Annotated in this window: 13 protein-coding genes; 7 read left to right on the plus strand and 6 right to left on the minus strand. The window is 69.0% G+C overall.

Going from position 1 to position 18,468, the window contains the following annotated elements:
* Window positions 1-59: 59 nt before the first annotated feature.
* On the minus strand, window positions 60-1,088 hold the full coding sequence (locus ACW9UR_RS10250; protein ID WP_458916862.1) for an RluA family pseudouridine synthase: 1,029 nt from the start codon (window positions 1,086-1,088) through the stop codon (window positions 60-62).
* Here ACW9UR_RS10250 and ACW9UR_RS10255 point away from each other — a divergent pair.
* From ACW9UR_RS10255 to rpoD, 3 genes are all read left to right on the plus strand, one after another.
* Complete coding sequence (locus tag ACW9UR_RS10255; protein WP_458916863.1) at window positions 1,087-1,419, plus strand: DUF6476 family protein; 333 nt, start codon at window positions 1,087-1,089, stop codon at window positions 1,417-1,419. The two genes, ACW9UR_RS10250 and ACW9UR_RS10255, sit on opposite strands and share 2 nt — an antisense overlap.
* A gap of 40 nt (window positions 1,420-1,459) precedes the next feature.
* A complete protein-coding gene (gene dnaG / locus ACW9UR_RS10260; protein WP_458916864.1) occupies window positions 1,460-3,487 on the plus strand; it encodes a DNA primase in 2,028 nt (675 codons plus the stop codon).
* Window positions 3,488-3,585: 98 nt separating this feature from the next.
* Window positions 3,586-5,589 (plus strand): RNA polymerase sigma factor RpoD, encoded by a 2,004-nt coding sequence (gene rpoD, locus ACW9UR_RS10265; protein ID WP_458916865.1) that lies wholly within the window; start codon window positions 3,586-3,588, stop codon window positions 5,587-5,589.
* A 72-nt stretch (window positions 5,590-5,661) separates the two neighbouring features.
* Here rpoD and ACW9UR_RS10270 read toward each other — a convergent pair whose 3' ends face one another.
* Together ACW9UR_RS10270 and smc are read right to left on the minus strand one after the other, a co-directional pair.
* Window positions 5,662-6,672, minus strand: a complete 1,011-nt coding sequence (locus ACW9UR_RS10270; RefSeq protein ID WP_458916866.1) for an AI-2E family transporter — start codon at window positions 6,670-6,672, stop codon at window positions 5,662-5,664.
* A gap of 38 nt (window positions 6,673-6,710) precedes the next feature.
* Window positions 6,711-10,166 (minus strand): chromosome segregation protein SMC, encoded by a 3,456-nt coding sequence (gene smc, locus ACW9UR_RS10275; RefSeq protein ID WP_458916867.1) that lies wholly within the window; start codon window positions 10,164-10,166, stop codon window positions 6,711-6,713.
* A 227-nt stretch (window positions 10,167-10,393) separates the two neighbouring features.
* Between smc and ACW9UR_RS10280 the strand changes: the two genes are divergently transcribed.
* Window positions 10,394-10,945 (plus strand): NADPH-dependent FMN reductase, encoded by a 552-nt coding sequence (locus tag ACW9UR_RS10280; protein WP_458916868.1) that lies wholly within the window; start codon window positions 10,394-10,396, stop codon window positions 10,943-10,945.
* Here the strand turns inward: ACW9UR_RS10280 and ACW9UR_RS10285 are convergent, their stop codons facing one another.
* A complete protein-coding gene (locus ACW9UR_RS10285; RefSeq protein WP_458916869.1) occupies window positions 10,946-12,043 on the minus strand; it encodes an NAD(P)/FAD-dependent oxidoreductase in 1,098 nt (365 codons plus the stop codon). It lies immediately after the preceding gene.
* Window positions 12,044-12,087: 44 nt separating this feature from the next.
* Between ACW9UR_RS10285 and mnmD the strand changes: the two genes are divergently transcribed.
* Window positions 12,088-12,753, plus strand: a complete 666-nt coding sequence (gene mnmD / locus ACW9UR_RS10290; protein WP_458916870.1) for a tRNA (5-methylaminomethyl-2-thiouridine)(34)-methyltransferase MnmD — start codon at window positions 12,088-12,090, stop codon at window positions 12,751-12,753.
* Window positions 12,746-13,642, plus strand: a complete 897-nt coding sequence (locus ACW9UR_RS10295) for a DMT family transporter (protein ID WP_458916871.1) — start codon at window positions 12,746-12,748, stop codon at window positions 13,640-13,642. The genes mnmD and ACW9UR_RS10295 overlap by 8 nt, the downstream gene beginning before the upstream one ends.
* A gap of 194 nt (window positions 13,643-13,836) precedes the next feature.
* Here ACW9UR_RS10295 and ACW9UR_RS10300 read toward each other — a convergent pair whose 3' ends face one another.
* Entirely contained in the window at window positions 13,837-16,011 is a 2,175-nt protein-coding gene (locus ACW9UR_RS10300) for a lytic transglycosylase domain-containing protein (protein ID WP_458916872.1), read from the minus strand.
* 145 nt (window positions 16,012-16,156) lie between these two features.
* Here ACW9UR_RS10300 and dapA point away from each other — a divergent pair, with 145 nt between their 5' ends.
* Window positions 16,157-17,032: a 4-hydroxy-tetrahydrodipicolinate synthase gene (dapA, locus tag ACW9UR_RS10305; RefSeq protein ID WP_458916873.1), complete on the plus strand. Its 876-nt coding sequence runs from the start codon at window positions 16,157-16,159 to the stop codon at window positions 17,030-17,032.
* Between the two features lie 91 nt (window positions 17,033-17,123).
* On the opposite strand, the gene sbmA is transcribed toward dapA, so the two are convergent.
* Window positions 17,124-18,407 carry a peptide antibiotic transporter SbmA gene (gene sbmA / locus ACW9UR_RS10310; protein ID WP_458916874.1) on the minus strand — a complete coding sequence of 428 codons (1,284 nt, stop codon included), beginning with the start codon at window positions 18,405-18,407 and terminating at the stop codon, window positions 17,124-17,126.
* Window positions 18,408-18,468: the final 61 nt, after the last annotated feature.

The following is an 18,468-nucleotide window of genomic DNA, read 5'->3' on the forward strand; positions in this document are numbered from 1 at the left end:
GACAGGCGATGTAAGCACTGCTCACTACGCCTTCAAGGCTTGTACGACCCTACGCCCCCCTATCCGTCGCGCAATACGGTCAACAATTTGTTGAACGCATCGGGAGGCGCGGCCTCGAACACCAGGTTTTCACCGCTCACCGGGTGCACGAACCCCAGCGTGGCGGCATGCAGCGCCTGTCCGGGCATGGCGGCAAGGGCCTCGCGCGCATTGTCGCTCATTGCACTCACAGCACCTTTACGCGCGGCGCCGTAGATCGGATCTGCCAGCAGCGCATGACCGATATGCGCTGCATGCACCCGGATCTGGTGGGTGCGCCCGGTTTCCAGCCGGCATTGCAACAAAGCGCACAAGCCGCCGGCCAGCGATTCGACCCGTTTCAGCCGCGTCACCGCCCGCCGTCCACCATCGCGGCGCACCGCCATCTTCTTGCGGTCCGCCTTGTGACGGCCCAGCGGCAGGTCGATCCTGACCACGCCGCCCGGCTCGAACGAGACGCCCTCCAGCCCGGCGAGCCTCGGTGCGCCCGCATCCGGCACACCCCAGCAGATCGCATCGTAGCGCCGCTCGACGTCATGCGCCGCGAACTGCGCCGCAAGGCCCGCATGGGCCCGGTCGGACTTGGCCACGACCAGCAGCCCCGAAGTATCCTTGTCGATCCGGTGCACGATGCCCGGACGCTCCACCCCGCCGATGCCCGACAGGCTGGCCCCGCAGTGATGAAGCAACGCATTCACCAGCGTTCCGGTTTCAGCACCGGGTGCGGGATGCACCACCATCCCTGCCGGTTTGTCGATCACGATGAGATCGTCGTCCTCATAGACTACCGACAAGGGGATTGCCTCCGGCCCGGCCTCGGCGGGCGTGGGATCCGGCAGGCTCAGCACCAGCGTGTCCCCCGCCCGGACCTTGGTCTTGGGATCGGGCAGCACCGTTCCATCGCGCGAGACGCCCCCGCCCGAGATCAGCGCCTGTACGCGGCTGCGGCTCAGCCCCAGCGCCTCTGGCAGCGCGGCGGCCAATGCCTTATCCAGACGCGGCGCGTCTGCCGCGATGGTGACGCGTATGATGCGGGAAGGATCCTCCATGACGCACGCTGATACTCCTGACGAGCCGCCCGAGCCACCCCGGATCCGCCAGCTGCGCCGGTTGGTGACGCTGCTGACCGTGGTGATGATCGTCGGCATGGTCGTCGTCGTCGGCCTGCTGATCTGGCGTTTGACCGGGCTGGAGACCACCGCAACTCCGCCGCTCCCCGAGCAGATCGCCTTGCCCGAGGGCGAGCGTCTGACCGGCTTTGCCCGCAACCCCGACTGGCTGGTGCTGATCACCGAAGGCCCAGACGGCCAGCGTCTGCACCTCGCGGCGCAGGACGGCACCATCCGGCAAAGCGTCGAGATCACCGCCACGCCCGACTAGCGGGTCTTGCCGACTCTCCCTGACAAGGCGATATTGCGCCATGGCCCTGCCGGACGGATTCCTCGACGAACTCAGAAACCGCGTGTCCATCGCCCAGGTGGCGGGGCGCAAGGTCACGTGGGATACGCACAAGTCGAATCCCGCGAAGGGCGACATGTGGGCGCCCTGCCCGTTCCACAGCGAAAAGACCGCCTCGTTCCACGTCGATGACGCCAAGGGCTTCTATTACTGCTTCGGCTGCCACGCGAAGGGCGACGCGCTGAGTTTCGTGCGCGAAACAGAAAACGTCGGTTTCATGGAAGCGGTCGAAATCCTCGCCTCCGAGGCGGGGATGACCATGCCCGCGCCCGACCCCAAGGCCCGCAAGCGCGAGGAAAAGCGTGCTGGCCTTGCCGAGGTGATGGAAATGGCCGTCGCCTGGACCCGGATGCAGCTCAGCTCCGGCGCGGCACAGGCGGCCCGCGACTACATCCAGCGCCGGGGCCTGAGCCCCGAGACGATCAAGACCTTCGAGATCGGCTTCGCCCCCGACAGCCGCACCGCGATGCTCAGCCACCTGCGCGACAAGGGTGTCCCAGAGGCCGACATCGTCGCGGCGGGTCTCGCGATCAAACCCGACGACGGCGGCAGCGCCTATGACCGGTTCCGTGGCCGGATCATGTTCCCGATCCGCGACGCCCGCGGTCGCGCCATCGCCTTCGGTGGCCGCGCGATGGACCCGAACGCCCGCGCCAAATACCTGAACTCGCCCGAGACGGCACTCTTCGACAAGGGCCGCGCACTTTATAACGTGCAGCGCGCGCGCGAGGCTTCCGGCAAATCCGGCGCCCTGATCGTGACCGAGGGCTATATGGACGTCATCGCGCTGGCTCAGGCGGGCCTGGCCCATGCGGTCGCGCCTCTGGGTACCGCGATCACCGAACACCAGCTCCAGATGCTCTGGCGGATCTGCCCCGAGCCGGTCATCGCGCTCGACGGGGACCGTGCGGGGATCGAGGCCGCCATGCGCCTGATCGACGTCGCCCTGCCCCTGCTGGAACCGGGCCGCGCCCTGCGCTTCACCATCCTGCCCGACAAGATGGACCCGGACGACCTGATCAAGGCCGAGGGTGTCGAGGCAATGCAGGCGCTGCTCGACAAGGCCCGGCCGATGGTCGACCTCCTCTGGCAGCGCGAGACCGAGGGCCGTAACTTCGACAGCCCCGAACGCCGCGCGGCGCTCGACGCCAAGCTGCGCGATGCGATCAAGCTGATCCGCGACCCGATCCTGCACTCCCATTACCGCGATGCGATTCGCGACAAGCGGGCCGAGCTGTTCGGCACCCGCCGCGACGAGGGTGGCCCACGCCGCGATGGTGGCGGCTACAACGGCTACAATGGTGGCGGTTTCCAGGGCGGTAGAGGCAAGGGCGGCAAGTTCCGCGGTCGCGGCGGCCCGGCGATGCCGCTGCCCTCGACCCGCGCCTCGATCCTTGCGCGCACCGATGCGGATGTCGCGATCAGCGTCGCCCGAATCCGTGAAAGCGCGATCCTGCTGGGCTGCCTCAATCACCCCTCCGTCATCGCCGAGATCGAACCGGAACTCGACGCCATGCGCTTCCTCTGCCCGGACCTCGACAACCTGCGCCGCACGGTCTTGCATGTCGCCGAAAACACGTTACATGCCAGCGGCATCACGGAAGATCCCGCCGCATACCGGGCCAATGTCGCGCAATTACATGGAAGCGACCCGGCCGACACCCTGATGGCCGTGGGACAGGTGAGAGACAATCCGCATCTGCGGCAGACGGCACCGGTCGCTGCCGTACTGGCGGTTATCCGCGAAGAGATGACCAAGCACCGCGCCGCGCTGGGCGCCGAGGCCGAACGAATCGAGGCGGAAACCGAGATCACCGGTGTCGCGGACGAGGGTCTGACATGGCGGTTGCAGCAGGCGGCGGCGGCGCGCGAGGAAAGCATGAGGTCCTCGGCGCGAGAGAACGAAGGCGGCGAAGAAGACACGGCAGCGTTGCAGAATGCGCTGCAGGACATGATCACGAACGAGATCTGGCGTAAACGCCGGGGATAGAATCAGTTTGCGAATCGCTGATTCGCACTGCAGGTTCCGAAGCTGTGCGATGCGAAGGGGCATTCGGACGCGACGGCTTCGCGAAAGGAGCGCATGGAATGGCAGCCAAAGACAACGATCAGCCGAAGGGCGAAGACACCCAGGAGATCCAGGGCGGCTCGCTCGACATGAGCCAGGCGGCGGTCAAGAAGATGATCGCCCAGGCCAAGGCACGCGGCTACATCACCTATGACGAACTCAACGAGGTGATGCCGCCCGACCAGGTCAGCTCCGAGCAGATCGAAGACGTCATGGCGATGCTGTCCGAAATGGGCATCAACGTGATCGAGGCCGAAGAGGCCGACGAGGACGGCGACAACAGCGGCAGCACCGAGGTGGCGACCACCGGCGGCGGCTCGGGCTCGCGTGAAGTCGCGACAACCTCGGCCAGTTCGGAAACCCTCGACCGCACCGACGACCCCGTCCGCATGTACCTGCGCGAGATGGGCAGCGTCGAGCTGCTGTCGCGCGAGGGCGAGATCGCCATCGCCAAGCGGATCGAGGCCGGCCGCAACACGATGATTTCGGGCCTGTGCGAAAGCCCACTGACCTTCCAGGCGATCACCATCTGGCGCGACGAGCTTCTCGAGGAAGCGATCATGCTGCGCGACGTGATCGACCTTGAGACGACTTTCGGCGCCGCGATGGAAGACGACGAGGCCGAAGAGCCGCTCGCCGCCAACACGAACGCCCCTGCCGACAGTGCCAAGCAGGAGCCCGCCGAGTCCAAGTCCGAGGACGACGAGGACAGCGGCTCCGATGATGACGTGGACGAAGAGGAAGAACAGGCCAACCTGTCGCTCGCCGCGATGGAGGCCCAGCTCAAGCCGCAGGTTCTCGAGACGCTCGACCGGATCGCCGCCGACTACGTGCGCCTGTCGGAAATGCAGGACGTCCGGATGCAGGCGACGATGACCGCCAGCTCCAGCTTCTCGCTCCAGCAAGAGCAGGAATACCAGCACCTTCGCTCGGAAATCGTCGAGCTGGTAAACTCGCTCCACCTGCACAACAACCGTATCGAGGCGCTGGTCGACCAGCTCTACGGCATCAACCGCAAGATCATGTCGCTCGACAGCGCGATGGTGAAGCTCGCCGACCAGTCGCGCATCACCCGCCGCGACTTCATCGACGAATACCGCGGCTCCGAACTCGATCCAGGCTGGGTCGAGCGCGTGGCGCAGCTTCCTGGCCGCGGCTGGGACGCGCTGACCGGCAAGCACCGCGAGGAAGTCGAACAGATCCGCACCGAGATGGCCGAGGTCGGCCAGTATGTCGGCGTCGACATCTCCGAATTCCGCCGCATCGTCTCCCAGGTGCAGAAGGGCGAAAAGGAAGCCCGCATCGCCAAAAAGGAGATGGTCGAGGCCAACCTGCGCCTCGTGATCTCGATCGCCAAGAAATACACCAACCGCGGCCTGCAGTTCCTGGATCTGATCCAGGAGGGCAACATCGGCCTGATGAAGGCGGTCGACAAGTTCGAGTACCGCCGCGGCTACAAGTTCTCGACCTACGCGACCTGGTGGATCCGTCAGGCGATCACCCGCTCGATTGCCGATCAGGCGCGCACCATCCGTATCCCGGTCCACATGATCGAGACGATCAACAAGCTGGTCCGCACCGGCCGGCAGATGCTGCACGAGATCGGCCGCGAGCCGACGCCGGAAGAGCTGGCCGAAAAGCTGCAGATGCCGCTGGAAAAGGTCCGCAAGGTGATGAAGATCGCCAAGGAGCCGATCTCCCTCGAAACGCCCATCGGCGACGAGGAAGACAGCCAGCTTGGCGATTTCATCGAGGACAAAAACGCCGTCCTGCCGCTCGACAGCGCGATCCAGGGGAACCTGAAGGAAACCACCACCCGCGTGCTGGCCTCCCTCACCCCGCGCGAGGAACGCGTGCTGCGCATGCGCTTCGGCATCGGCATGAACACCGACCACACCCTCGAAGAGGTCGGTCAGCAGTTCAGCGTGACCCGCGAGCGGATCCGCCAGATCGAGGCGAAAGCCCTGCGCAAGCTCAAGCACCCCAGCCGCTCGCGCAAGCTCCGGTCCTTCCTCGACCAGTAACCAAGGCAAGGCTGGCGGGAGGGCCGGTGAGGGGCAGAGCCCCGAACTCGGGGCCCCGCCAGCCGCCGCCGCTCACGTCTCGCCGTTCAACGGCTTCACGTAAAGCTCGTCCAGCAGCACCATCCCGACCACCGCCAGCGGCGCGCTCAGGATGACACCCGCGATCCCGAACAACGCTCCGAAGGCGACGAAGGACAGCAGGAACACCGCCGGCGGCACGTTCGCGACGCTACGCTCGATCAGCGGCATCAGCAGGTTCGACTCCACCTGCTGCAAACCGACATAAAGCGCCCCGGTCCACAGCACCGTAGACATCCCCATCGTCGCCGCCAGCACCAGCGCCGGCACCGCCGCTGCGATGGGCCCGACCACCGGCACGAATTCCAGCAGCCCAGCGATCAGCCCCAGTGCCAGTGGCGCGGGCAGCCCGATCGCCCAGGCGCCCAGCGTGACGCCCGCGCCGATCGCCAGCATCGCGACCAGCTGCCCCAGAACCCAGGCGCGCAGCCCGCGCCCGGCGCAGTTCAGCCCGTGCGCGACCCGCTCCTGCTGCGCGGGCGGGAACAGCCGCACCGTACCCCCCCGGTACATCTGCGGCGCAGCCGCAAGGAACACACCCGCCAGAAGCACGAGCACCAGCGTCGAGACCCCGGCCACCGCCGCCTTCGACCACTCGCCCAGCTTGCCCGCCGCCTGCTGCATCATCTCGCCGGCTGGCAGTGCGCTTTCCGGGATCACGCCACCGATGCGCTCTTCTAGCTGGCCCAGCGCGTCCGGCATCTGCTCTACGAGCCGCCCAAGCTGAACCGAGGACGAGGGCCAGATCACCCAGATCGCCACGACCAGAAGCAACAGGATCGCCAAGGTCGCCGCCGCCACCGACCAGACATGCGGCAGCCGGGTCCAGCGGCAGAGCGGCCGCGCAAGGCTCAGAATGACGGTCGCGACGATCACCCCGCCAAAGCCGATCAGCAGCGCCTGCTGCACCTGCCAGAGCAGCAGCGCCACCGCGACCAGCGCGATTGCGATGATGGTTTCGCGGATGAAGCGGCGCTCGGCGGCGGGGGGGCGGATCTGTTGCATGCCGCCAAACGCGCGGCAGGCGGCGCGGTTCCCGCCCGTCAGGCGTCAACCAGCGCTTCGGCCCGCGCCAGGTCGACCGAGACCAGCTGGCTCACGCCCTGCTCGGCCATGGTGACGCCGAACAGCCGGTCCATCCGGCTCATGGTCACCGCATGGTGCGTGATGATCAGGAACCGCGTCGCGGTGCGCTTGGTCATCTCGTCCAGCAGGTCACAGAACCGGGTCACGTTGGCATCGTCCAGCGGCGCGTCGACTTCGTCCAACACGCAGATCGGGCTGGGGTTGGCCAGGAACACCGCGAAGATCAGGCTCATCGCGGTCAGCGTCTGCTCGCCGCCCGACAGCAGGCTCAGCGTCGACAGCTTCTTGCCCGGCGGCTGGCACATGATCTCGAGCCCCGCATCCAGCGGATCGTCGCTCTCGACCAGCACAAGGTTCGCGTCGCCACCGCCGAACAGGGTCCGGAACAGGGTCGAGAAATTGGCGTTCACCTCTTCGAACGCCGCCAGCAGCCGCTGCCGCCCCTCGCGGTTCAGGTTGGCGATGCCGGTGCGCAGCTTGTGCACGGCTTCTTCCAGGTCCGCCTTCTCGGCCGAAAGGCTCTCGAACTCGGTCCGCACCTCGTTCGCGTCCTCTTCGGCGCGCAGGTTGACCGCACCCAGCGCCTCGCGCTGGCGGGCCAGCCGCGCCGCCTCGATCTCCAGCGCGTCGCTGTCCGGCATCTCGTCCGGGTTCTTGTCGAGCGATTCCAGCAGCGCCTCGGGGGTCTTGTCCTGCTCCTCGCGGATCCGCTCCGCCGCCGCCTCGACCCGCTCCGCCGCCGCTTCGGCCAGCGCCTCGGCGCGCGCACGTCCCTCGCGCGCCTCGGAGGCCGCCCGCTCGGCGGCCCGCTCGGCGGCCTCGGCCTCGCGCAGCGCGGTCTCGCCCGTCGCCAGCGCGTCCGAGGCCTTGCGGCATCGATCCTCGGCGCTGGTGATCAGCTCCACCAGCTTGGCGCGCTCTTCGAGAATCTGGTCCGGCACCGCCTGCGCCTCTTCCAGCGCCTCCATCTGCTCCTCGATGCGGCTGGCCAGATCCAGGCTGCGGCTCTCGGCGGTCTCCAGCCGCGCCTTCCAGCCCGACAGTTCCTTCGTAACCGACTGCGCGCGGCCGCGCCGCTGGTCGATCTCGCGCCGCAGATCATCGAGCGCCTGCCGTGCCTCCATCATCGTCGCCCGTGCCGCCTCGACGGCGGTGCGGCGGTCCTCCAGCGCGGCACGGGCACTGTCGAGATCCTCGAGCTCCTCACGCGCGGCATGCGCCTCGGCGATGGCCTCCTCGGCCTCCGCCAGATCCTCGGCGCGGCGGGCGCGGGCGTGAGACACCGTCTCCAACCGCCCCTTCAGCGTCGTCTCGGCACTCTCGGCCTGCCCGGCGGCGCGCTGCGCCTGGCTCCAGGCGGCCTCGGCCTCCTTGCGCGCCCGGCGGGCGGCGGTCTCGGCGGCCTGCGCGGTTTCCAGCGCGGCCTTCGCATCCTCGTGCGCCTCGCGGGCGGCATCGGCCTTGGCCTCGGCCTCGTCCAGCTGCTCCTGCAAGGCGCGCAGCCGGTTCTGCTGCTGCAACCGCAGCGCGGCGGTCGAGGGCGCATCCTCGGCCCGCGTCGCATAGCCGTCCCAGCGCCACAGGTCGCCCTCGCGGCTGACCAGCCGCTGCCCCGGCGCCAGCAGCGCCTGCAGGCGCGGCCCGTCCTCCTGCGAGACCAGCCCGACCTGCGCCAGCCGCCGCGCCAGCACGGCGGGCGCCTCGACGTGACCCGACAGCGGCACCGCGCCGCCCGGCAGAGAGGCGCTGTCGCTTGCCTCGACCAGCCGCCACCCCGAACGATCGTCGCCGTCCACTTCCGGCGCCTTCAGATCGTCGCCCAGCGCCGCGCCCAGGGCGGCCTCGAAGCCCGGATCGGCGCGGACGCTGTCCAGCACCTGCGGGCCTTCACCCTTCTCGCGCTCCAGCAGCCGCCGCAGCGCCGAGACCTCTGCCCCCAGCGCCGACACCGCGCCATCCGCTTCGGCCCGCGCGCCGCGCGCGGTGGCTTCCTCGCCCTGCGCATCGCCCCGTGCGGCCTCGGCCTCGGTCAGCATGTCCTCGGTGCGGGCGGCCTCTTCCTGCGCGGCTTCCAGCCGTTCCTCGGCTGCGGCGCGTGCCTCGGCCGCGCCCTCCAGCTCTTCTCGCAGACGTTCCTCGGCGGCCTCGGCCTCCTGCAGCTCGCCGGCCATACGGCGCGCCTGCCCTTCGGCATCCGCGACCCGGCGCTCGGCCGACTGGTGACGGGCGGCCAGCCGCGCCGTGTCCTCTGTCAGCTGGTCGAGCCCCGCTTCCTGCTCCTTCAGCGCCGCCGCCATCTCGCGCGAGCGCGCCTCGGCCGCATCCAGCGCCGCGTCCTGCCCCTCCGAGGCCTTCTCCAGCGCCGCCTTTTCCCAATCCAGCTCGGTGATGCGCTCGTTCGCATCCCGGTTCAGCCCCTGCTCGCGCTCGGCGTCGCGGGTCAACTGCTCGATCCGCGCCCGGGCCTTGCCGATCTCTTCGCGCGCACGCGCCTCGCGCTCGTCCAGCTGGTCGCGGGCGACAAGCTGGCGTTGCATGACCGCGTTTGCGACGGCCTCTTCCTCGCGCAGCGGCGGAACCGCGGCATCCGCTTCCTCGCGCGCCTTGGCGGCCCGCGCCGCCTCGGTCTGCGCGCGGCCTGCAAGGGTCACAGCCTCGGTGAAGGCAGCGGCGGCTTCGGCCCGCTCGGCCTCGGCCTCCTGCCAGCGCCGATAGAGCAGCATGCCCTCGGTCGCCCGCAGCAACGCCGCGATTTCACGGTAGCGGCGCGCCTGCCGGACCTGTTTCTCCAGCGCGCCCAACTGGCCGCGCAACGCCTCCAGAACGTCCTCGACACGGGCGAGGTTTGTCTCGGTCCCCTTCAGCTTCAGCTCGGCCTCGTGCCGCCGCTGATACAGCCCCGAGATCCCCGCGGCCTCTTCCAGGATCCGCCGCCGCGCCTTGGGCTTTGCGTTGATAAGCTCGGAAATCTGGCCCTGCCGCACCAGCGCAGGCGAGTGCGCCCCGGTCGAGGCGTCGGCGAACAGCATCTGCACGTCGCGCGCCCGGGCTTCCTTGCCGTTGGTCTTGTAGGCCGAGCCCGCATCGCGGGTGATCCGGCGCACGATCTCAAGGTTGTCCTGATCGTTGAACCCCGCCGGCGCCAGCCGGTCAGAGTTGTCCAGGTGCAGCGTCACTTCGGCGTAGTTCCGCGCCGGACGGCTGGCGGCCCCCGCGAAGATCACGTCCTCCATCCCGCCGCCGCGCATCGCGGTCGGGCGGTTTTCGCCCATGACCCAGCGCAGGGCCTCCAGCAGGTTGGACTTGCCACAGCCGTTCGGGCCCACCACACCGGTCAGACCCGGTGCGATGTGCAACTCCGTCGGATCGACGAAGCTCTTGAAGCCCAGCAAGCGCAGCTTGGTGAAATGCATCCGCCCGAAACGTCCGTTTGTTGCCTGTGTGTGCCCGTGGTGATCTTTTACGCGCCGATTCCGGCCTGACAGGCAGGTTCAGCCCCCACGGCCGATGAGTCAAGCCCCGGGACACATCATCTGGCGGGTTTCCGCCCGCCCTACACAAGATATCCCCCGCACAGCCGTGATTGGACCTCGGCACCCCCAGCCCCTACTTGTCTGGAGAACCAACAAGGAATCCCGCCATGACCTACACCCACCGCCTGCTGGGCATCTCGGGCTCGCTGCGCAAGGCTTCCACCAACACCATGCTGGTGCACGAGGCTGCGCGGGCCTTCGGACACTGCCAGCTGACCCTCGGTGACATCCGATTCCCGCTCTACGACAAGGACCTCGAGGACGCCGAGGGTATCCCCGAGGGCGTCTCGCGGCTCGTCGAGCAGATGAAAGCGGCCGATGCCATCGTGATCTCGACACCGGAGTACAACAAGAACCTGCCGGGGGTGCTGAAGAACGCGCTCGACTGGGTCAGCCGGGCAGACATGACCGCGATGCGCGACGTCCCTCTGGCGATTGTCTCGTCTGCAGCGGGCCGCGCCGGGGGCGAGCGCTCGCAGTTCTCGCTGCGGCATTGCCTGACGCCGTTCCGGCCCCGCGTGCTGCAAGGCCCCGAGGTATTCATCGCCGGTGCCGCCAAGGCGTTCGGAGAGGACGGCCGCCTGCTGGACCCGCGCAGTTTCGAGCTGCTTCAGCAGCTCATGGGCCAGTTGCAGCAGGAAATGGCGCTGGCAGCCTGATCAGCGGGCCATCTGCTCGGCCGCCGCGAAACCCGCCGGCAGCGGCGGCACCTGCCCTTCCAGCATGTCGGCCAGAACCTCGCCCACCAGCGGGGCGAGACCAAATCCGATCTTGAACCCGCCCAGCGCCGCGAAGACGCCCTCGATCCCCGGCACCGGCCCCAGCAGTGGATCCGGGCGCGGCGCCCGGGGGCGGACCCCGGCCCAGCGCTCGACCACCTCGGCCCGCGCCAGCAGGGGCGAGAGCGCGCGGGCGGTCTCGATCACCGGGTCGAGGAGCGCGTCCGTTCCATCGTGCGAGAACCGGTTTTCCGAGGTCGAGCCGACCGCCACCAGCCCGCCCGGCTGCGGCACCGCGTAGACTCCGTCGGCATAAATCAGCGGCGCCCCCTCGGGGGTTTCGGCGCGCAGCAACGCCGCCTGCCCCTTCACACCCTTGCCCTTCGCGATGCCCAGCAGCGGAAAGCCTGCGACTCCCGCCGAAACGACGATGTACCGCGCCCGGAGCGGGCCCTCGCTGGTCGTAGCTTCTCCGGGCGCGATCTGCTCGACGGGCAAACCTTCCCGCAGCTCCACGCCCTCGGCCCGTGCCGCTCCGGCCAGCGCGGCGCAGGCGGCGCGGGGGAAAAGCCGGGCCGACAGGGTCTCGTGGACCGCTCCGAAGGGCGCGGCCTCGGGGGCCAACCAGCCGGGGGCCGCGTCCACGACCTGCCAGCGCGCAACCTCGCCCCAATGCTCCGAGGCCCCGGCGGCGCGTTCCTCGGCCAGCGCCCGGGTGGCGGCGTCGGGCAGAGGCATCAACCGCCCCGAGGCCGCAAAGCCCGTCGGCAGGCCCGAGGCCGCCTCGACAGCCCGCCAATAGTCCGGTGCCATCTGCAGCGCGCGGAACTGGAACGCCTTCTTTCCGTTCCATCGCTCGGGGACATGGGGCGAGAGCGCGCCGACGATCCCGCCCGAGGCTCCTGCCCCGACGCGCGCGGCCTCGGCGACGATCACCGAGAAACCCCGCGCCCGGGCGGCGCGGGCGGTCGCAAGGCCCCAGACCCCGGCCCCGATCACGGCGACGTCCCACGTCCGGTTTCCGATTGCACTTGCCATGCCGCCCCTTATGGTCGCCGAGGTTTCACCCGGGGGGATAGAGCATGGAACGGGGGCAGCCGCCAAGCCTGGCATGGCGGGACGAGGGCACGCCGGTGTCGACCCGGTTCGACGATCCCTATTTCTCGATGACCGACGGCGTGGCCGAGTCGCGCCATGTCTTCCTGGATGGCAACGGCCTGCCGGACCGGCTGCGCCCCGGTTTTCACGTTGCCGAGCTGGGCTTCGGGACCGGGATGAACCTGGTGCTGCTGTCGATGATCGCCACGGTCCCGATCCGCTACACCGGGTTCGAGGCCTTCCCGATGGAGGCCGAGGACGCCGCCCGTGCCCTCTCGCGCTGGCCCGCACTGGCCGAGGTCGCCGCGCCGATGCTGGAAGCGCGGGCCGGGGGCGCGACCCGGTTCACCCTGGGCTCCGTCGAGGCCGAGGTGCTGGTCGGCGACGCCCGCGAGGTGCTGCCGGGCTGGCAGGGCCGCGCCGATGCCTGGTTCCTCGACGGGTTCAGCCCGGCGAAGAACCCCGAACTGTGGTCCCCCGCACTGATGGCCGAGGTCGGCCGCCACACCGCGAGAGCCGGGACCTTCGCCACCTATACCGCCGCCGGTCATGTCCGGCGCGGGCTGGAGGCGGCGGGTTTCAACGTGGAGCGCCGTCCCGGGTTCGGGACCAAGCGGCACATGAGCGTCGGAGTGCTGGGCGATGACTGAGAACGCCAGGGCCGGCATCCTGCTGATGCTGGCGACGACGACGATCTTCGCGGTGCAGGACGCGTTCTCGCGGCACCTGGCCTCGACCTACAACGTGCTGACCATCGTGATGATCCGCTACTGGTTCTTCGCGGCCTTCGTGATCATCTGGGCAGCGCTGCACCGGGGCGGGATCCGGCGAGTGGCGAAGACCGCGCACCCGAAATTGCAGGTCGCGCGGGGCATCCTGCTGGTCGCCGAGACCTGCGTGATGGTGCTGGCCTTCACGCTGCTGGGGCTGGTCGAGAGCCACGCGATCTTTGCCTGCTACCCGCTGATCGTGACCGCCCTGTCCGGCCCCGTGCTGGGCGAGCAGGTCGGCTGGCGGCGGCGGGCGATGGTGGGCGTCGGCTTCCTTGGCGTGCTGATCATCCTGCGGCCCGGCCTGCGGGTCTTCGAGCCCGAGGCGCTGGTCGCGCTGACCGCCGCGACGCTGTTCGCCTGCTATGGCCTGATGACCCGCTATGTCGGCGCGCGGGACAGCGGCGAGACGAGCCTGTTCTACACCGGCGTGGCCGGCGCGGTGGCGATCACGCTGGTCGCGCCGTTCTGGTGGCAACCGCCGCAGGGGCCGGCGGACTGGGCGATGATGGCCTCGGTCTGCGTGACGGGAGTGCTGGGGAATTTCACGCTGATCATGGCCTACAAGATGGCGCAGGCCAGCACTGTGCAGCCCTTCGCGTACTTCCAGCTGGTGCTGGCGGCGGCAATCGGTGTGACCGTCTTCGGCGACGTTCTGGAACTGCCGGTGGTGGTCGGGGCGGCGCTGGTGACCGGCGCGGGGCTGTTCACGATCTGGCGCGAGCGCGTTCGGGGACGCAAGGCGGCCCGAGGTTTGAAATCAGCGTGAAAATGGGGGATTTCATCGTGAAAACCCCCTTAACCCCATGAAATACAAAGTGAAAAGTTTCTGAAAACTTCGTTAACGCCGCTTTGGCCAGGATTTCAGGCCTTGCGCGCGGGGCTGGCGGGGGCCTCCGGCGGGGATATTTTCAGAAAGTGGAAGGCGGGGGCGCGCCGGGTTTCAGGGCGCGCCGCCCGTCGTCAGCGGAGTTTGGGGCGCGGGGCCGTGCTGAGCCGCGTGGTGCCCGGCGCGTGGCTTTCCCGGGCCAGACTGTCCAGCGGCGTCGCCGCGGCGCGGCTGACCGGGGCGCGGTTGACTGTGGTGGGGGCCGAGACCGCGGGCACCGTCGACGCGGCGGCGACCGGCGCTGGTGCCGGTGCGGGCGCGGCGCCCGGCGGGGTCGGCAGCGGGCCAGCGAGGGGCGCGCCCAGCATGTGCGACAGGCCGATCGGCCCCGCCTGCCCGGCGATGCGCGAGCGGTAGACGTGCATGCTCTCGGCGATGCGCTGGACGTAGTTGCGCGTCTCGCGGAAGGGGATCATCTCGGTCCAGAGCACCGGGTCGACGCCGGGGCTGCGCGGGTCTCCGAAGCGGCGGATCCATTCGTCGGCGCGCTGCGGCCCGGCGTTATAGGCCGCCGCCGCCAGGATCACCGAGCCGTCGAAGCGCGCCAGCATCATGGCAAGGTACCGCGAGCCGAGCTGCACGTTGTAGTTGGGATCCGAGGTCAGCCGCGCCTGGCTGTAGGAAAGGCCAAGGTCCCCTGCGACCAGCTTGGCTGTGCCGGGCATCAGCTGCATCAGCCCGCGCGCCCCGGCTGGCGAGATCGCGGCGGGGTTCATCTCGCTTTCCTGGCGGGCGATCGACATCGCGAGTTCCGGCGGAATGCCGCGCGCGGCGTCGGTCTGCCCAGTCAGCGGGTAGTAGGCGTCGGGCCAGACCGCGCCCTCACGCGCTATGCGCTTGGCGATGCGGACCGCCACCGCCGTCTGCCCCAGTTCCAGCGAAAGCCGGGCGAGCGCGGCGCTGTCCTCGGAGCCGAGGCTTTCCTGAACGTGGAGCAGGAAGCGCGTCGCCGTCACCGTGTCGCCCGAAGCCAGCAGCAGCCGCGCCGCGTGCACCGGCTTGGAGCGGGCGAAGCCGCGGTTCTGCCATTCGGGCAATCCGCGCTGAACGATCTCCTGATCCGGGGCGATGCCGGCGCGTTCCGCCGCAAGCTGGCCGTAGAACGTGGTCTGGTGCCGCGCGCCCTGCGCATAGGCAGTGCGGGCGGCGGCGATGTTGCCGGTCGCCTCGTGCGCGCGGCCCAGCCAGTAGCCCGCGCGGCCCAGCGAGATCGGCGTCTCGACCGCCGCCTGGAAGCGCTGGAAGTGCTGCGCCGCCGTGACCGCGTCGCCGAGGTGGACCAGCGCCAGATAGCCCGACAGCCATTCGAGATCGGCATAGTCCGAGCCGCCGGCCAGGTAATGCCGCGAGGCGATCCGGTAGGCCACCGGGTTGCGCCCGTCGCGCATCGCGTCGCGCGCCAGCGAGCGGCGGCGGTTCGACCAGGCCTCGGGCCGGCCCAGCGCCTGCGCCGAGGTGGACTGGGCGAGGATCAGCTCTTCTCCGCCGTCCCAGCGGCCCTTGGACATCCGCCATTCGAAGCGGTCATGCGCCAACCCGCCATCGCCCGCGTGGCTGGCAGGCACGGCGGCGATCAGGTCGTCCACCCCCGGCGCCTTGCGTTGCAGGGCGATCCGGGCGCGAGCCAGCGCTGCCTCGGCCTTCGGGACCAGCTGCAGCATCGCGGCGGCGGCGTCGGTCTCGCCCGCCCAGAGCATGTTGCGAAGCCGGGTGACGTGGTGCGGCGCAAGCTCCTTGCCGAAGCGATCGAGGAAGCTGGCGCGTTCCGAGCTGCTCATCGGCAACTCGGTCCAGGCGCGGGCGCGCTCCGCTGCCCCGGCCTGCCCGCCGAGCGCGCCAGCGTAGATCATCGCGCCGCGTCCGGTCTGCGGTTTCTGCACCGAGAAGAAAGCGCGCACCTGGTCGGCAGGCAGCGCGCCGGGCATCGCGCCCTCGGCCCGGCGGCGCATCAGCTCCAGCCCCGGCCAGTCGGCGTTGGCGGTCAGGAAGCGGGCATACTCGCTCCAGTCGCCGCGTCCGGCGCGCAGCCGGTGCCAGTCGACGATGTCCACGGCCACCGGATCGCCGGCGCGGGAGGCAGTGGCGCGGGCGCCGTCGTAATTGCGCGCCCAGACCTGCTTCATCGCGTCCGACAGCCGGTCGGGCTGAAAGGCGTGGGTTTCGGTCGGGGTCAGGACAACGGCCGCGGGCGAGGCAATGGCCAGCAGCAGGCACGTCAGTCGCGCCGCAGCGCGGGGGAATCGCATCATCGATCTGCTCGTCATCGGTGTGTCGGTTTTTCCGGGAGGCTACCAGATCGGCGGCCGCTCGTCTGCCCCTTTCGGGCTTCCGGCGCTGGACGCGCGGCGCATTCGGGGCTAAGGCAGAGCCACTCTGAAACAAAGGTGACAGATCATGTTCAAGGGCTCGATTCCCGCACTCATCACCCCCTTCAAGGACGGCAAGGTGGACGAGGATGCGCTGAAGAAGCTGGTGGACTGGCATGTCGCCGAGGGCAGCCACGGCCTGGTCGCGGCCGGCACCACCGCCGAAAGCCCGACGCTGAGCCATGCCGAGCATCGCCGCGTCGTCGAGATCGTCGTGCAACACACCGCCGGGCGGATCCCGGTGATCGCGGGCGCCGGCTCGAACAACACCGCCGAGTCGATCGGGCTGATCCAGCACGCCGAAGAGGTCGGCGCCGATGCCGCCCTCGTGGTGACACCCTATTACAACAAGCCCAGCCAGCGCGGGCTTTATGCGCACTACAAGACGTTGCACGACTGCTGCGAGCTGCCGATCATCATCTACAACATCCCCGGGCGGTCGGTCATCGACATGACCCCGGCGACGATGGGCGAGCTGGCCAAGCTGCCGCGCATCATCGGGGTGAAGGACGCGACCGGCGATGTCAGCCGGGTGTCGGACACGAGGATCACCTGCGGGCCGGATTTCATCCAGCTTTCGGGCGAGGATGCCTCGGCGCTGGGCTTCAACGCGCACGGCGGCGTGGGCTGCATCTCGGTGATCGCGAACGTCGCGCCCAGGCTCTCGGCCGAGTTCCAGGAGGCGATGCTGGCCGGCGACTACGCCCGCGCGCTGACCTACCAGGACCGGCTGATGCCGCTGCACCGCGCCGCCTTCATGGAGCCGAACCCCTGCCCGGTGAAATACGCGCTGAGCGTGCTGGGCAAGTGCGAGAACGAGCTGCGCTCGCCGCTGGTCACCGTGACCGAGGAAACCCAGACGGTGATGGACGACGCGCTGCGCCACGCCGGGCTTGTGAACTGACATAGAAAGCCGGGGCCCAGGCCCCGCCTTCCACTTTCTTCAAATATCCCCGCCGGAGGCACGCGCCGGCCAAGGCCGGCGCGTTCGAACCTCACCCGGCGGCCTGAGTGTCCGGCTCCAGTTCGATGCCGGACAGTTCCTCGCCCCGGATCTGCGCTTCGAATGCTGCGAGGCGTTTGTAGATCGACATCAGCTCGACGATCGTCGACCAGTTGTGGACCAGGAACTGGAAGCTGTCCTCGACCCGGCCGAAGGCGCGGATGATCTGCTGCATCACGCCCAGGGTGAACCCGGCGGCGATGATCGTCGGCCCGAGTGCCAGATAGGGCACCATCACCCCAGCCTGCAGGTAGGTGAACCGGGCGATGTCGAAATAGAGGTAGTTCAGGTAGAGCCGGAAGTAGTTCTTCCGCACGTTCGCGTAGAGCTCGCGCACGGTGGGTGGCTCGGCGCGTTCGGCGTGGTCCTCGCCCAGCACCAGTTCCTTACGGTAGGCGGCCTCGACCCGCTGGTTTCGGAACTCCAGCCCCGGCAGCCGGATCCCGGCCAGCGCCAGAAGCCCGGTGCCCATCGCCGACCAGATCAGGGCGGTGAAGACCAAAGCCTGCGGCACCTCGCCGATCAGCGGCAGTTCCTTCACGAAGGATGACAGCCCCCAGAGGATCGGGGTGAAGGCGATCAGCGTCATGATGCTGTCGATGAAACGGGTGCCCAGCGTCTCCATGATGCGGGCGAAGCGCATGGTGTCTTCCTGCACGCGCTGGCTGGCGCCCTCGATGTGGCGGATCCGGGGCCACATGCCCATGTAGCGGTCGTTCATCGCCGTGCGCCAGCGAAACACGTAGTGGCTGGTGAAGAAGTTATTGATGACAGCGACGATGATGTAGACCAGCGCGATCTTCAGGAAGGTGGCGAGGTTCGCATAGTAGTCGCCTGCGCTGACCGTTTCCTGCCCGCCCAGCGAGACCTGGATCAGGTCGTAGAAGCTGCCGAACCATTCGTTGATCATCACGTCGAGCTGCACCAGGAACCAGGCGACGAAGACGATCACCGCGCTACCCAGCACCGACCAGCGCGCCCAGGGATGCGGCGCCCGGACCATCCAGAACCCGACGAAGGCGGCGAAACAGGCGACGAGGTACTGCCAGAACCAGAAGCCCCGCGCCGAGTCGAACGCCGCCTGGTAGGCCGCCTGTGCCTCTTCGCCCGCGTCCGGAGGCAGCGCCTCGGGATAGGTCCAGCCTCCGATCCAGCCGAAGCTGAGCGCGCCGCCCCAGTCCTTGGCGGTCACGAACCACAGCACCACGCAGAACAGCGTCCAGGCGAGGGCCGAGCCGAAGAATTGTCCGGGCTTAGGGAAGAAGGATGAGAACACGGGGAAGAGCCTCTTTGCCGAAGGCGCGCTGGGGTGCGCCGGGGCGCAAGGCTAGGCGGGT

The sequence above is a fragment of the Halovulum sp. GXIMD14794 genome, from assembly GCF_054457455.1.